The organism is Anaerolineales bacterium (assembly GCA_037382465.1).
Lineage (GTDB): Bacteria > Chloroflexota > Anaerolineae > Anaerolineales > E44-bin32 > WVZH01.
This window is the reverse complement of the sequence record JARRPX010000014.1, coordinates 33,802-47,677: the sequence shown is the minus strand read 5'-3', so window position 1 is coordinate 47,677 and position 13,876 is coordinate 33,802. Positions and strand designations below refer to the sequence as shown.

16 protein-coding genes are annotated in these 13,876 nt (G+C 55.5%); 12 read left to right on the top strand and 4 right to left on the bottom strand.

Features of this window, described 5'->3' with window-relative positions; all coding sequences use genetic code 11:
- Positions 1-17: 17 nt before the first annotated feature.
- The 12 genes from P8Z34_05690 to P8Z34_05635 all read left to right on the top strand — a co-directional run bounded on the left by P8Z34_05690 (position 18) and on the right by P8Z34_05635 (position 9,776).
- Positions 18-944, top strand: coding sequence for a slipin family protein (locus tag P8Z34_05690; GenBank protein ID MEJ2550158.1), 927 nt, complete (start codon positions 18-20; stop codon positions 942-944).
- Entirely contained in the window at positions 941-1,156 is a 216-nt protein-coding gene (locus tag P8Z34_05685; GenBank protein ID MEJ2550157.1) for a hypothetical protein, read from the top strand. The genes P8Z34_05690 and P8Z34_05685 overlap by 4 nt, the downstream gene beginning before the upstream one ends.
- A gap of 110 nt (positions 1,157-1,266) precedes the next feature.
- On the top strand, positions 1,267-2,148 hold the full coding sequence (locus tag P8Z34_05680) for a YhfC family glutamic-type intramembrane protease (protein ID MEJ2550156.1): 882 nt from the start codon (positions 1,267-1,269) through the stop codon (positions 2,146-2,148).
- A gap of 105 nt (positions 2,149-2,253) precedes the next feature.
- Complete coding sequence (locus P8Z34_05675) at positions 2,254-3,186, top strand: ABC transporter ATP-binding protein (protein ID MEJ2550155.1); 933 nt, start codon at positions 2,254-2,256, stop codon at positions 3,184-3,186.
- Positions 3,187-3,229: 43 nt separating this feature from the next.
- Positions 3,230-4,024 carry an ABC transporter permease subunit gene (locus tag P8Z34_05670; protein ID MEJ2550154.1) on the top strand — a complete coding sequence of 265 codons (795 nt, stop codon included), beginning with the start codon at positions 3,230-3,232 and terminating at the stop codon, positions 4,022-4,024.
- Positions 4,025-4,028: 4 nt separating this feature from the next.
- Entirely contained in the window at positions 4,029-4,787 is a 759-nt protein-coding gene (locus P8Z34_05665; protein MEJ2550153.1) for an Ig-like domain-containing protein, read from the top strand.
- 213 nt (positions 4,788-5,000) lie between these two features.
- The gene (locus tag P8Z34_05660) at positions 5,001-5,897 is read left to right on the top strand and encodes a class I SAM-dependent methyltransferase (GenBank protein MEJ2550152.1); all 897 of its coding nucleotides are present in this window, start codon (positions 5,001-5,003) and stop codon (positions 5,895-5,897) included.
- Between the two features lie 233 nt (positions 5,898-6,130).
- Positions 6,131-6,643 (top strand): hypothetical protein, encoded by a 513-nt coding sequence (locus P8Z34_05655; GenBank protein ID MEJ2550151.1) that lies wholly within the window; start codon positions 6,131-6,133, stop codon positions 6,641-6,643.
- A gap of 88 nt (positions 6,644-6,731) precedes the next feature.
- Positions 6,732-7,154, top strand: a complete 423-nt coding sequence (locus tag P8Z34_05650) for a PspC domain-containing protein (GenBank protein ID MEJ2550150.1) — start codon at positions 6,732-6,734, stop codon at positions 7,152-7,154.
- 59 nt (positions 7,155-7,213) lie between these two features.
- A complete protein-coding gene (gene bmt / locus P8Z34_05645; protein MEJ2550149.1) occupies positions 7,214-8,110 on the top strand; it encodes a betaine--homocysteine S-methyltransferase in 897 nt (298 codons plus the stop codon).
- 298 nt (positions 8,111-8,408) lie between these two features.
- Positions 8,409-9,005 (top strand): molybdopterin-dependent oxidoreductase, encoded by a 597-nt coding sequence (locus P8Z34_05640; GenBank protein ID MEJ2550148.1) that lies wholly within the window; start codon positions 8,409-8,411, stop codon positions 9,003-9,005.
- A gap of 93 nt (positions 9,006-9,098) precedes the next feature.
- Positions 9,099-9,776 (top strand): protein-L-isoaspartate(D-aspartate) O-methyltransferase, encoded by a 678-nt coding sequence (locus tag P8Z34_05635; protein MEJ2550147.1) that lies wholly within the window; start codon positions 9,099-9,101, stop codon positions 9,774-9,776.
- Between the two features lie 49 nt (positions 9,777-9,825).
- Here P8Z34_05635 and P8Z34_05630 read toward each other — a convergent pair whose 3' ends face one another.
- From P8Z34_05630 to dnaN, 4 genes are all read right to left on the bottom strand, one after another.
- The gene (locus P8Z34_05630) at positions 9,826-10,653 is read right to left on the bottom strand and encodes a hypothetical protein (protein MEJ2550146.1); all 828 of its coding nucleotides are present in this window, start codon (positions 10,651-10,653) and stop codon (positions 9,826-9,828) included.
- A 36-nt stretch (positions 10,654-10,689) separates the two neighbouring features.
- The gene (locus P8Z34_05625) at positions 10,690-11,172 is read right to left on the bottom strand and encodes a hypothetical protein (protein ID MEJ2550145.1); all 483 of its coding nucleotides are present in this window, start codon (positions 11,170-11,172) and stop codon (positions 10,690-10,692) included.
- A 532-nt stretch (positions 11,173-11,704) separates the two neighbouring features.
- Positions 11,705-12,457: a hypothetical protein gene (locus tag P8Z34_05620; GenBank protein MEJ2550144.1), complete on the bottom strand. Its 753-nt coding sequence runs from the start codon at positions 12,455-12,457 to the stop codon at positions 11,705-11,707.
- A gap of 200 nt (positions 12,458-12,657) precedes the next feature.
- A complete protein-coding gene (gene dnaN / locus P8Z34_05615) occupies positions 12,658-13,791 on the bottom strand; it encodes a DNA polymerase III subunit beta (GenBank protein ID MEJ2550143.1) in 1,134 nt (377 codons plus the stop codon).
- Positions 13,792-13,876 lie beyond the last annotated feature (85 nt).

The window sequence follows — 13,876 nt, the reverse complement described above, 5'->3', positions numbered from 1 at the left end:
GAAGGAAAGAGGGAGGAATGCAGCAGAGGAACATCATCCATGTTCCTACAGTTGCAGTGGCATTGGATCTACTACTGCTGGTTATCTCCATTTTGCTGGCACAGTTGATGCGTAAGATCAGCGCTCCGGACTGGACAGTCACGGCCATTCTGGTGGGGATCAATCTTATCGGCCTGTACCTTTTATTCGGGGTGAAAGTGGCCGATCAATGGGAAAAAGCCGTCGTGCTGCGTTTTGGACGATTCGTGGGATTGCGCGGGCCGGGATTGTTTCTCATCGTCCCCATCATCGATCGAGCGTCCGCATGGATCGATCACCGCGTGATGGTCACCCCGTTCAGCGCCGAGAAAACGCTCACCAAGGACACCGTTCCTGTCGACGTCGATGCGGTACTGTTCTGGATGGTCTGGGACGCCGAGAAAGCTGCCCTCGAGGTGGAAGACTACCAGATGGCGATCGCCTGGGCCGCGCAAACCGCCCTGCGGGAAGTGCTCGGTCAGATGAATCTGGCGGACATCCTGGTCGGCAGGGCGCGCATGGACAAGGAACTGCAGAAAATCATCGACGAAAGGACGACGCCGTGGGGAATCACCGTTCAATCCGTAGAAATCCGGGACGTCGTCATTCCGCAAGATTTGGAAGATACCATGAGCCGCCAGGCGCAAGCCGAGCGAGAACGGCAGGCGCGTGTCATCCTGGGCGAATCCGAGCTGCAGATCGCCCAATCGTTTGCCGACGCTTCGCTGGCGTATAAGGACAATCCGACCGCACTGCACCTGCGGGCAATGAACATGCTCTTCGAAGGCTTGAAGCAGCAGGGCGCGCTGGTGATCGTTCCCTCCAGCGCCGTCGAGACGATGAATCTGGGCGCCATTGCGGGCGTAACCTCGCTCGCCGAAATCGGCCTGGCGGAAAGCCGGGGTGCACAGGAGCGGAAAAAGTGAGCGCACAGTGGGAATACATCGTCGAGGTGTTGGGAGGCTCGTTACGCGGCACAAGACCGGAAGAATTGGCAGATTTACTCAACCAGGCCGCCGAAGAGGACTGGGAACCCATGGAGATTCTGCATCGTTCTTCCAACAGCAATCAGTTGATGGTCGTATTTCGACGGCCCTCCCAATCCCGTTCGCGCGAGCGAAAACGAGTCTGGCCGTAGCGGGTAATGTTTCACGTGAAACGTCGAAGCCGTAACGCCCGTGGACTACCCGGCTGCTCACGCCGTCGCGGGTGAACCGTAGGCTGAAGCTGCCGATCTGGGAGCGATCAATGGACGTGTTTATTCACTCACTCAACGCACTCGTAATGATCGGACTACCCATTTTATTGGGAGTCCTCTTCGTCAAGCGCCTCCGTGTTGAATGGCGGCTGTTCCTGGTCGGTGCGGTGACGTTCGTCGCCAGCCAGACCGGGCATCTTCCATTCAATTCGTTCGTTTTGCCCGGGATTCTCGATCGACTCGGTTTTTCCGTGCAGCAAACGGGGTTCCCGCTGGTTGGAGCCGCCCTCATCTTGGGACTTTCAGCCGGCGTTTTCGAGGAAGGCGCCAGGTATCTCGTCTACCGCTTCTGGCTGCGAAAAGAGCGTTCATGGCGGGAAGCCTTGATGTTCGGTTTGGGGCATGGCGGCGCTGAGGCGATCATCCTGGGTGGCCTGGCGACATATGGATTGATCCAGGCCATCGCACTGCGAGGTGTGGATCTCTCATCCCTCGTACCCGCAGATCAGGTTGCAGATACGGCGGCGCAGCTCGAGGCATACTGGAGCATGCCCTGGTACGCCTCACTGCTCGGTGCCGTCGAACGCTGTTTCGCCCTGACGATTCAGATCAGCCTGGCCGTGCTCATGCTGCAGGCGTTCACCCACAAGCAGGTACGCTGGGGCGTTGCCGGCGTGCTCTGGCACACGCTGGTCGACGCACTTTCGGTGTTTGCGTTTCGCACGTGGAACGCCTACGCGGCGGAAGGGCTCGTCGCATTAACCGCGATCGCCAGCTTGGTGATAATATTTAAATTACGCGATATCAACGTGGAATCCATAGAACCGGACGCCGAACCATCGGTCGAACCGCCTCCACCCGCAAAATCGATCCCGGCGGCGGACGCCGATGACATAACGGCAGAACAGGTTGACGATAGCCGATTTGTGTAATCCTACATCATCAGAAGACCTCCAGCGCATTTCGTGGGTTCTCCTACAGGACGCGATAAGGGGAAAGTATTCCGAAACGCATGTGTGGTCTGACAGGTTGAGAAGATGATAAAAACCGATTCATTGACCAAGCAGTTTAACGACGTCGTTGCCGTGGATCGATTGAGCCTGGAGGTGAACTCCGGTGAGGTGTTCGGCTTTCTGGGTCCGAACGGCGCCGGGAAAACGACGACGATCCGCATGTTGACAGCGTTGATCGCCCCCACATCCGGAAGCGCGGTGGTAGCAGGCTTCGAACTCGGCAAGGAGGATACCCAGATCCGCAGAGTGGTGGGCATCCTGACCGAATCGCCGGGATTGTACGATCGCCTCAGCGCCGAGCGCAATCTGGATTTCTTCGCCCGTCTCTACGAAGTCGAAGACGTTCCCGGGCAGGTCGAACGCTATCTGCGCATGCTGGAATTGTGGGATCGACGCCAGGAAGCGGTTGCCCAGTTTTCGAAAGGTATGCGCCAAAAGTTGGCCATCGCCCGGGCCCTGCTGCACGAGCCTCAGATTTTGTTCCTCGACGAGCCGACCAGCGGCCTCGATCCGGAAGCAGCGCGCCTGGTGCGGGATTTCATCGCCGAACTTCGCAGCGAAGGGCGTACGATCTTCATGTGCACGCACAATCTGGATGAAGCGGATCGATTGTGCGATCGCATCGCGGTTTTCAACCAACATATTCTGGCGCTCGATACACCTTCCGCGCTGCGGCGTTCCGTCTACGCCCGCACGGTGGTTTTCCATCTGCGCGGCATCCATCCGGGTTTCGTCGAACGGATCGAGAACTTTCCATTCGTGCGCTCCGTGGAAACGATGGACGGGAAATTGGTGGTTGGCCTCGACGAACCCGAGGAAAACAATCCCGCCATCGTTCGGGCATTGGTCGAAATGGGCGCCGATATTCAATTCGTCGGCGAGCTGCGGCGGTCGCTCGAAGATGTGTATTTACGGCTGGTCAATCCGCAGGATCATGACGCCGACGATTCGAAGTAACGGAATGCAAAAACGCGTCGCATACCGACGACAGAGGTGATGGATGAACAAGGTTTGGATTATCGTTCGCAAAGAATGGGCGGAGGTGTTCAAGAACCGCTTTGTGCTCTTCACTGTTGCCTTCCTGCCCATCATTTTCACCGCGCTCCCGTTGATCATGCTCTACGCGACCCGCAGTTCGGCGGATGTCAGCGGTCTTTCGTCTGCGGACATGCCCAGCGGATTCACACAATTATGCGGTGATCAGATGAACGCCGCAGAATGCAGCCAATATTTCATCATCAGCCAATTCATGCTGCTTTTCATGATCATGCCCTTGGCCATTCCCGTTACGATTGCCTCGTACAGCATCGTCGGTGAGAAATCCACACGAACACTGGAGCCGGTCCTGGCCACACCGATAACCACGGTAGAACTGCTGGCCGGCAAAGGCCTGGCGGCCATTCTACCTGCGATTGGCGCGACGTGGCTTGGATTTATAATCTTCGCAGTAGGGGCACGCATGCTCTCGGCCAGTCCCGTCGTGTTGAGTCGATTGGCGGATGTGCTCTGGCTGACGGCGATTTTCGTCGTAGGCCCGCTGTTGTCGATTGCTGCAGTCAGCGTGGCGGTGATGGTCTCTTCGAGAGCCAACGATCCCCGGGTCGCCGAGCAGCTCTCGATGCTGGTCATCCTGCCGCTATTGGGAGTCTTCTTCGGCCAAATCACCGGACTGTTCTTCATCAACGACCGTCTGATCCTCTGGATGGCCGCCGTCCTTCTGGTGATAGACGCCGGATTGGTGGCTCTGGCCACACATCTCTTTCAGCGTGAGACGATTCTCACGCGTTGGAAATAACCTCATGAAAAATACGACTCGACGCACATCGATCATTCTCTTGCTTTTGGCACTTCTCGTTCCGCTTCGCTTTGCTTCGGCACAGGACGAAACCGGTTCGCTCACCTTGAATCTGCGCAGAGATTTCGGCTTCAGTATGGGCGGACAGATCCAGGGCAGCTTCACGCTCTCGGCCTCGGGTCCGGCCGATCTCCGCAGCGTGGATTTCATGATCGACGATACGTTGGTATTTCATGATGCCGATTCCCCCTTCGAATTCAAATTCCATACTTCGGATTACAGCCTCGGAGTCCACACCATCCAGGCCGTCGGTTCGACGGCCGGCGGCGCGTCGCTGCAGAGTAAGGTTTTGCGCTTCGAGTTCGTCAGCGCCGAGCAGGGCTGGAAATCGGCCTCGGTGATTATTATTCCTTTGTTTATTCTAATTGTCGTAATTGGCGTCGCCGGTGTTTTGGCTTCTTCTCTTTTCGGTCGCAAGAAGGAATTTCACCTCGGAGAATACGGCGCTGCCGGCGGTGCGGTGTGCTCTCGCTGCGGCCTGCCTTTCAGCCGCCACGTCTTTTCGCTCAACGTGTTTTTCGGAAAACTCGAGCGCTGCCCGCACTGTGGAAAGTTGGGACTCGTTCGCCGGGCGACGCCCTCCGAGTTGACGCAGGCGGAAGCCCGGTACCAGGCCGATCGTAAACAAGGGCGCATCGAGCCGCAGGACGATAAAACCAAGCGGGAGCGCCTGATCGACGAATCCCGATTCGAAGACCAATAACAAAACCCGGATGCATTCCTGAAAGCCACGCATCCGCTGATGCGCCTTTTCTCTGTTTGGATTGCATGGAACGGAATTAACTGCAGACGAATGCGCGTTCGAACTGCGGGTTGAAACGTTCTTCCTTCCCATGCAGCGCAACTTGAGGGTACAATCGAAACGATCAGCAAACACCGGCGGCGACATGCCCCGGTTTTTCTATGGTGATGTGGAATGCAAAAGGACCGCCCGCCCGTCTGCGATTACGAAGGATCCGATTACCAGACACGTTTCTGGGAAAACGCCGATCGTGTCTACGAGGATCGTGTCGAAGCCGTCGCATTGCGACGTTTACTGCCGGCTGAGGGCAACTTGCTGCTCGAGGTGGGTGCAGGTGCAGGGCGGAACACACCGCGCTACTCGGGCTTTCAAAGAATCGTTCTTCTTGATTATTCGTATTCGCAGCTGCAGCAAGCCCGCCGCCGCCTCGGTGACAGTTCGCGTTATTGCTACGTGGCAGGAGACGTGTATCACCTGCCCTTTGCCGAGTCTGTTTTCGACGGCGCCACGATGATCCGCACCCTGCATCACATGGCCGATCCCTTCGCAGCCCTGCGTCAAATACGAGTTGCGCTCAAACCTCAGAGTGTTTTCGTGCTGGAATATGCGAATAAGCGGAACATAAAGGCGATAATCCGCTGGCTTCTGAGGCGGCAATCCTGGAGTCCATTCGACCCTGAACCCGTCGAATTCGCCGAATTGAATTTCGACTTCCATCCCAAAACCGTGCGCAAGTGGTTGGATGAGGCGGGCTTCAAGCTCGAACGTCAATTATCGGTTTCCCACTTTCGAATTGCCATCCTGAAACGACTCGCGCCACTCGATCTTCTGGTAACGCTTGATTCGGCACTGCAGTGGACCGGTGCATGCTGGCAGTTATCGCCGAGTATGTTCGTACGCTGCAGATCGATCGCCGAGTCGCAAAAATCCGTAAGAGAAAATTTTTGGAAGTGCCCCGCTTGTGAATCGAACGATATGCAATCGAACGACGAGGGAATTCGGTGTGCAGCATGTGGACGGATGTGGGCGATACGAGATGGGATCTTCGACTTTCGAGAACCCCTGGGATAGCCACTAACCTGACGGCATAGGGCCTAACCCCATCGCCTCCATCCAGATCCGACCGCACCTTCAAAACATCTGCGACGATAGCCGCGAATTGATGACCGTCCTCGATTCGAAATAATTGCATAGATAACGTAAAATCAGCAGACGTTCCCGAACAAGTGCTGATAACCCGGAAAAACGCGCGACGCCGGAGCCAATCTGCCGTATATTATGTTAAAGAACATCAGGAGGTTTGCATGGATAAAAAGCGACGCTCTAATCTCGGTGCGGGATTGGTGTTGATTTTACTCGGGATCGCATTTTTGGTTGGCCAGTTGTCTCCAAATTGGTATGAATGGCTGGATCCAGGCCGTAATTGGCCCACGATTATCATCGGCGTCGGACTGCTGTTGTTGATCATGGGTTTAATGATCGGCGTACCGGCGATGGCGGTGCCCGCCTGCATCGTGGGTGGGATTGGTGCCTTACTGTATTGGCAAAACGTAACCAACAATTGGGCGAGCTGGTCCTACGCCTGGGCCCTGATACCGGGTTTCGTGGGAATCGGTGTCATTCTCTCCGGATTGCTCGGTACGGGATTTAGACAGGCGCTCCGCGAAGGGTTGAATTTGATCAAGATCAGCATGTTGTGTGTGGCGATATTCGGTTCCATTTTCGGCGCCAACGATTTTCAGGCTCCTGTGTGGCCCATTGTGCTGATCGCTGCCGGTGCACTCTATTTACTCCAAAGTATCTTCCGATGGCCATGAGTGTGCGTTGACTTCATTCGATCTCGGAAGGCAGCCGCCGGCTGGTCGTCGGCGATGTTCCTAGCAGAAGGTTGTGGAGAGCGTTACCATGGAAACGAAAAGGATGAGACGCAGCAGCACCGATAAAATGATCGCGGGAGTGTGCGGCGGATTGGGCGCATATTTCAACATCGACTCGACATTGATCCGCCTGGTATTCGTGCTGCTGCTGTTTGCGCAGGGTGTGGGCGCGATCCTCTATCTGGTGCTTTTGATCGTACTCCCTTCGGATGAGGAGTTGGTGAAATCGGAGAAGGCACATTCGATCCAAAATCAAATCAGCGGCGCAGCGCGCACATCAGGCGATCAGATAGCATTGATCCTCGGTGGAACGCTGGTTGTGTTTGGCGGTATATTCCTGCTCGAAGAGATAAGCCCGGCGGTGTTCGCTACGATCAGCCATTTCTTCTGGCCTGCTATCCTCATCCTGGGCGGGCTTGCTTTGATCCTGCGTTACCAAAGAGCAGAATGATCCTTCCCGACGAGCGCGTGCTTTCGACTTCTACCGTGTGCCGCTGAAAGGAATCGAGAATGATGACTGCTTGGGACGATCTCATGAGTGGAGAAGGCGTGGTCCTTGCAGACGGGGGCATGGGCACCACGCTCTTTTCATTGGGACTCGACCGGGGAACCGCGCCTGAAATGTGGAATCTCGAGCACCCAGATAGGATCGCGAAGATCCACCGAGGTTACATCGATGCCGGTGCACAGATCATTCTGACCAACTCGTTCGGCGGAAATCGCGCCCGCCTCGGGCGACATAAATTGGCGGAAAGAACGCGGGAAATAAATCGGGCGGCCGCAAAAATCGCACGCGGTGAAGCGGATGCCGCAGAAGAGCCCATCCTCGTTGGTGGTTCCCTCGGTCCGACCGGTAGATTGATGGAACCGCTGGGTGACCTGTCACCCACTGAGGCGGAGACGATTTTTACGGAGCAGGCATCGGGATTGATCGACGGAGGCGTCGACGTACTCTGGATCGAGACGATGTCGGATTTACAGGAAGTACACGCCGCCCTGCGGGGTTGCATTCAAGCAGGCACCGACCTCCCACTCGTCGCCACGATGACCTTCGATACGCACGGCCATACATCGATGGGGGTTTCCCCCGAAGACGCTGTCGCGAATCTGGCAGACTTCAACCTGTCAGCCATCGGCGCAAATTGCGGCAACGGACCGGAGGAGATCGAAGTTGTGATCGCCAAGATGCACGCCGCTGCGCCCTCCAAAATTTTAGTGGCCAAATCCAATGCGGGGATGCCGCGACTTCATGAAGGTAAAACAACCTACGACGCCTCGCCGGAGATCATGGCCGAGCATGCCTTAAGGGTTTCCGCCCTTGGTGCGCGGATAATCGGTGCATGTTGCGGAAGCACCGCCGACCACATCCGCGCCATGCGCAAAGCCATTCTGTCCCATGCCGGATAGGAATCGCCGTCCAGCGAACAAACAGCGGACATCGTTTCGCTCTATACCCAAGTCCACCGAAGTGGAATGAACCACGCAGAGGCCATGCTAGATGGTTCGAAATAACGCAAAGCGACCCATTCCCATCTTCCATTCGCTTACTTACAACGAGATCCGGGGGCTTCGCTTCTGAGTCTGTGATACTATGGATACTGCTACAATCGTATTCTGGGACTTGGCAGCCGTGGTTTAAATCAGTGCCGGAGGCAGCACATTTATGTTAACTTCACGGGATGATCGCCGCGAACTGGAAACCGAGATGCGTAAAGCTGGCCGCCTACCACCCGGCCAATCTGCGACGCTGAAGTTTCCGGTTTTGCATTACGGCTCCGTTCCTTCCTTCGCTCCCCAGGCGTGGACCTTCCGCATCTGGGGCGAAGTCGAACAACCAAAATCCTGGACCTGGACAGAATTCCAGGAACTACCTCGCACGAAAGTCACACTGGACTTGCACTGCGTCACGAGATGGAGCAAATTCGACACACTCTGGGAAGGCGTGGCCTTGAAATCTATCGTTAACGCCGGCTTCATCGATCTAAAACCTTCGGCCCGATACGTTATGCAGCATTGTGAGAACGGATTCACAGTAAACATACCCATTGAAGTCGCGCTGGCCGATAATTTCCTTTTGGCCATACAATTCGACGAAGCGCCCATCGAGCCGGGTCATGGTTATCCTCTGAGGGGCGTCGTCGGGTCGATTCCAGGGCGCAAGGACTTGAAAGATCTTTACCTGTGGAAAGGTGGAAAATGGTTGAGGGGCCTGGAGTTTATGGCCTCCGATCGCCTCGGTTTCTGGGAGCAGGCCGGATATCACAACGAAGCCGATGTATGGAAGGAACAACGCACCGTTTGAAACGACACGACTTTCCTGTCCACCTCGGCCACGTTCCAGCGTAGGCGCTGCACTTCTCTCTCATTCTTCGGAATTGTATAATCGAGGGGGATGATGAAAGAAGAGCAGATTCGAGAAGCGCGCGAGCGCATGGTAGAGCGGCAGCTACGCAATCGAGGCATATCTGATGCCCGCGTTCTCGACGCCATGCTCAAAGTTCCCCGACACCTCTTTGTTCCCGACGAAAATCGTGAAGTGGCTTACGCAGATGCACCCCTGCCGATCGGATGCCGCCAGACGATATCTCAGCCATACATCGTTGCGTTGATGAGTGAACTGCTCGAGCTTACCGGCTCCGAAACCGTCCTCGAAGTCGGAACGGGGTCCGGCTATCAGGCAGCAGTCCTCGCGCACTTGGCCAAAAAGGTATATTCCCTGGAACGCATCGAAGAATTGGCCAATAAAGCCCGACAAACGCTGCACTCTCTTGCGCTCGACAACGTGGAAGTGATCGTTGCCGATGGATCCTGCGGTTTACCTGAGCACGCACCATATGGTGGAATTATCGTGACCGCGGCGGCACCGGACGTGCCGGATCCACTGAAAGAGCAGTTGGACGACGGAGGCAGGTTGGTGCTGCCCGTTGGCGGCCAAACCGGACAAATTCTCGAGTGCTGGCAGAGACTCGGAGGACAGTTCAAACGCGAACACGTCGTTCCGGTCTCATTTGTTCCACTGATCGGTGAACACGGCTGGAAATCAGACGAGCGCCCCTCATCCTGGTGGAAGTGAAGCCACGAACGCCGAGACAATCGATGATTGGCGTTACGTCCTTACATCTCTAGGGATACGATTCTTGGATATGGGCGTCGATCTTCAACGCTACATCTTGAATGGGCATGACGGCGATTTCTCCGTCCAGATAAATAGTGACACAGTACACTCCCGCGGCATCACGGCGGAACAGAACCATATCGAATCGAAAATCCACATCTTCGATCTTCGCAACGACGGTAATTGCCCGTGAAAAATCGCCCAGATCCGCCGGCATTCCTAATTCTTGTTGATCGATCACCTCTTCCACACTGAGATCTTCGATCATTTGCTCCGTAAAAAGATCCATCTCCCGGATATCGGAATCGAAGGCGGCTTGATCCGACTCGTCTTCGATCAGGAACGTCCAGCCGTAGATTCCTTCGAACTCTTCGTTGGAGTCGATGAAACTAAAAATATTGATCAGAGGATACTCCCCCTCAAAGAGAAGATTGTCCGATACAATGCCCAGCTCTTCCAGGGTAGTCGCCTCGAAATCGGCCGTCAAATCATCCCGTTCCAATGTCCAGGAAGCGGTATCGATGGGCACTTCGGTCAACGTTGGCGTTGGAGTCCATGTGGCGGGCAGCAGGTTGCTTTCCACCGTTTCGGGGGTCACGCTCGGAGACGGCGAGGGTTTGCTCGTAGAAGTCATCGTCGGCGTCGCTGGAGATTGCCCCACAAGTCTGGTCTCCGCGCCGCCGATGAGTCCCGAATCGCTGAGAACGTAGTATCCACCCCCAATGATGACGCTGAAGGTGAGTACGGCCAAAACGGCCAGAAACGCAATTTGTTTGCCCGTCATACCGAAGCGGCTTCGTCCCTGACTGAAATTGCGCATGTCTTGATTTCTCATCAACGGTAGTCCCAGGATAAGCGACCGTAGAATGTGTTAATCATACACCGGTTGCACGCCATTACGACAGGCTGCCTGTGCAGAACGAAATCCTGCACCCACAAGTAATACCCGGCTAAGGATTTTTGGCAACGTCGGAAGAATGCGTTGATCCAACGTATATGCAAGCTCTCGAACAGAAGCCGCCTCCGGATAGCCGTCTACGTAACCCGTGAACATCATTACCCCGGCAATGTCCCTGCGGAAAACGATGACGTTCAAACGCAGTTCGATACCTTCCATGTCCAGGAGATAATGATAGCCAACGGCAACATCCCCGAGATCTTCCAAACCGCCGATTTCCTCTTGCTCCAAAATACCGTTGTGATCCAGGGAATTGACGACCTCCTCGACCGACATTTCCGGCCGGGAGATCTGTGCGTCGAATTCCTGCTGCTCGTGCTCCAGGATCAGGCCTGTGATGCCGAAGACAAATTGGGAGTCGTCGCCCTCTTTCGTGAAGGCAAACGAATTAACCATTGTGCCTCGACCATCCTCGCCGATGAGGCCAGATTCTGAATCGAACGCTTCAACGGGTGATATCTTGAATCCCTCCGGCAGATCCGAAAGCCGTAGTGACCATTGTGCGTAATCGATTTCTGAGAGACCAAACGGGGTAGGAGTCCACGTGGGTGGAAGAAGCTTGCCGGCTGTTTTATCGGGAGCCGATGTGGGTGAAGATTCATCGGAGGGGATCGGAGTTCTGGTTGTCGGGGGCCGAGCGACAACTTCGTTTTCATTGGCTCCGATGATACCGGAATCGGCAAGCACATAATATCCCCCGCCAATAACTACCACGAGGCTAAGCACAGCCAAAACGGCGAGTATCGTTATCTGTCCCCTTGTCATACCGAAGCCACCTCGATCCTGACCGGAATGATGCATCGACCGTTTTGCCCTTGAAAATCAATCATATCGAACCCCGGGTAAGCCGCGCAAACGCCGAGTGCGTGTTTCTGCATCCAGATGCCGGAACACGAGTTGGTCGCGTTTCACCAAAAACGGATCGGACCTACGGATTGCTCGGCAATGTGGGGATGATCCGCTGGTCTAAAATCTCGGCCAGGTCTTGAACGGAGATTTCCAGCGGATATCCGTCGATGTGAAGGACAAACAAAAGCGCACCGGCGATGTCCCTGCGGAAGCCGAGGCCGTCCACGCGCATTTCTACGGCTTCCATGTCCAGAACACAGGTCAGTCCGTAGGAGTAGTCCCCGATCCCCTCCAAGCCATAGATTTCATCTTGTTCCAATATCCCGTTGTGATCAAACGAGGAGAGGATATCGTCAACGATGAACTCGGGGTTTGATATTAGTTCATCGAATTTTGCTTGTCCGCTTTTACTTGGAATATACAGCGTGAAGCCGATGAGCAATTGAGGAGAGTCGCCCTCTTCAGAAAATGCGAAACGCTTAACGAGCGTGGCGTCCTCAATTCCGTTCGCAAGACCCGGCGGAATCCCCGTTTCATCCATCGGTTCTTTCTCGAATCCGAGGGGGAAATCCGGAAGCTGGAGGCCCCATTGGGCAACATCGATTTCTGAAAAACCAAACGGCGTTGGAGTCCACGCAGGGGGCAAATCGACGCTCGAACCAGCGGATGTACTTGTCGGTTCGGGCTGCGCCCCCTCCGATCCTGTGGGAGTTGTGTTCGACGTGGAGCCGATGATGCCCGAGTCCCACAAGACGTAGTACCCACCCCCAACCGCAATGACGAGCGCAACACTGGCCAAGGCGATGATCAGCGATCTCTGGCGTTTGCTCATCCCCTGGAGTCTCCTTTTCCGTCCATGTTTGCTCGTGGCTCTTGGTCCCTCAAATCACCTAAATGCACTCAACTGCGATTCGCGTTTTCGAGTGGAGAATTAACGGGGGAAGCCACAGATTTAGATTAACGACCCATCTCCNNNNGAAGGGGAGATGGGTCGTCAATCTAAATCTGCGGCTTCCCCCTTCGATACGATTTTCAGCGACCGAGATGCATGGGCATGATCACATGGATGAAGTCGGTCTGGTCGACGGGGCGAAGTACACCCGGGGAAGAAGCTCCGGTGGTTTCAAGAGCGACGTTGGGCGCTTCGATGACGTTCAGCGCCTCAGCCAGGAAACGTACATTAAAGGCGATTTCGATCGGCTCACCCTCAATCGTAGCATCGACGATGCTTTCGTTTGACCCGGTCTCCGCGGCGGTCGCCGACACTTCGACGACGCCCGGTTCGAGCTCACTTCCCGGCGTGATCCGCAAACGCGCAGAATGCGCCGCTTCACGGGCAAATATATCGGCCGCCTTGCAGGCTTTCAGGAATGCACCCGTGGGCAGTACACTCCGGGTCGTGTGACTCGTGGGGATGATGCCCTGGAAATCCGGGAACGTGCCTTCGATGAGCTGCGAGACAAGTTCGGCGTTCGTGCTGCGAAAGATCACCTGACCGCGATTGGGAGGAAGATGCATGGTCACAATTTCGTCGTCCTCCGAGATCACGCGGGCCAGTTCTGCCAACGCGCGAGCAGGAATGATGGCTTTCAAGGGGCCGCTCGCCGGTGATGAAAGCTGCGCCTTTCGTACAGAGAGGCGGAATCCATCCGCGGCCGCCATCGTCATCTTGTCGCCGTCTATTTCGACGAGAACGCCAGTTAGCACCGGTCGTGCATCATCGGCGGACGCAGCAAAAATGACCTGGCGGATGATCTCGCGCAAGTCTTCGATGTTGAGTTCCAGCCCGTCATCCAGATCGGATGGCGGCAATGGGGGGAACTCTTGAGCATCGATGCACTTGATCTCATTGTTGAAAACCCCGCACCGCACGTTGATCGTTTGCGTGCGGGTGTCCAGTTCCATTTCGACCTTATCCGTGGGAAACGTGTTCACCAGGTCGACAAACGTTCGCGCCGGAATGGTTGTCGAACCATCTTCTTCGACCTTCGCCCCAATCCAGCAGGTAATTCCCATCTCGAGGTTGGTGGCTGAGAGCCGAAGACGGCCGTCTTCGGCGGCGACAAGCACGTTCCCCAGAACGGGCAGCGTGCTGCGTTGGGCAACCGCACGCGCAACGGTGCTCAACCCGCTGGCCAAATTTTCTTGTAGACAAGAGACTTTCATCTGCAATTCATCCTTGGAATTCGATCGAAACCGTGAGGAAGTATACAACGAACGCACATACGGGACAATGCCGCATGGACAAGGC

What these genes read in the sequence shown, in the direction of transcription:
- P8Z34_05650 (MEJ2550150.1), top strand. Translation starts at nt 6,732, where the DNA reads ATGGAAACGAAAAGGATGAGACGCAGCAGCACCGATAAAATGATCGCG.
- P8Z34_05680 (MEJ2550156.1), top strand. Translation starts at nt 1,267, where the DNA reads ATGGACGTGTTTATTCACTCACTCAACGCACTCGTAATGATCGGACTA.
- bmt (MEJ2550149.1), top strand. Translation starts at nt 7,214, where the DNA reads ATGATGACTGCTTGGGACGATCTCATGAGTGGAGAAGGCGTGGTCCTT.
- P8Z34_05675 (MEJ2550155.1), top strand. Translation starts at nt 2,254, where the DNA reads ATGATAAAAACCGATTCATTGACCAAGCAGTTTAACGACGTCGTTGCC.
- P8Z34_05630 (MEJ2550146.1), bottom strand. Translation starts at nt 10,653, where the DNA reads ATGAGAAATCAAGACATGCGCAATTTCAGTCAGGGACGAAGCCGCTTC.
- P8Z34_05640 (MEJ2550148.1), top strand. Translation starts at nt 8,409, where the DNA reads ATGCGTAAAGCTGGCCGCCTACCACCCGGCCAATCTGCGACGCTGAAG.
- P8Z34_05620 (MEJ2550144.1), bottom strand. Translation starts at nt 12,457, where the DNA reads ATGAGCAAACGCCAGAGATCGCTGATCATCGCCTTGGCCAGTGTTGCG.
- P8Z34_05625 (MEJ2550145.1), bottom strand. Translation starts at nt 11,172, where the DNA reads ATGGTTAATTCGTTTGCCTTCACGAAAGAGGGCGACGACTCCCAATTT.
- P8Z34_05635 (MEJ2550147.1), top strand. Translation starts at nt 9,099, where the DNA reads ATGAAAGAAGAGCAGATTCGAGAAGCGCGCGAGCGCATGGTAGAGCGG.
- P8Z34_05665 (MEJ2550153.1), top strand. Translation starts at nt 4,029, where the DNA reads ATGAAAAATACGACTCGACGCACATCGATCATTCTCTTGCTTTTGGCA.
- P8Z34_05690 (MEJ2550158.1), top strand. Translation starts at nt 18, where the DNA reads ATGCAGCAGAGGAACATCATCCATGTTCCTACAGTTGCAGTGGCATTG.
- P8Z34_05655 (MEJ2550151.1), top strand. Translation starts at nt 6,131, where the DNA reads ATGGATAAAAAGCGACGCTCTAATCTCGGTGCGGGATTGGTGTTGATT.
- P8Z34_05670 (MEJ2550154.1), top strand. Translation starts at nt 3,230, where the DNA reads ATGAACAAGGTTTGGATTATCGTTCGCAAAGAATGGGCGGAGGTGTTC.
- dnaN (MEJ2550143.1), bottom strand. Translation starts at nt 13,791, where the DNA reads ATGAAAGTCTCTTGTCTACAAGAAAATTTGGCCAGCGGGTTGAGCACC.
- P8Z34_05660 (MEJ2550152.1), top strand. Translation starts at nt 5,001, where the DNA reads ATGCAAAAGGACCGCCCGCCCGTCTGCGATTACGAAGGATCCGATTAC.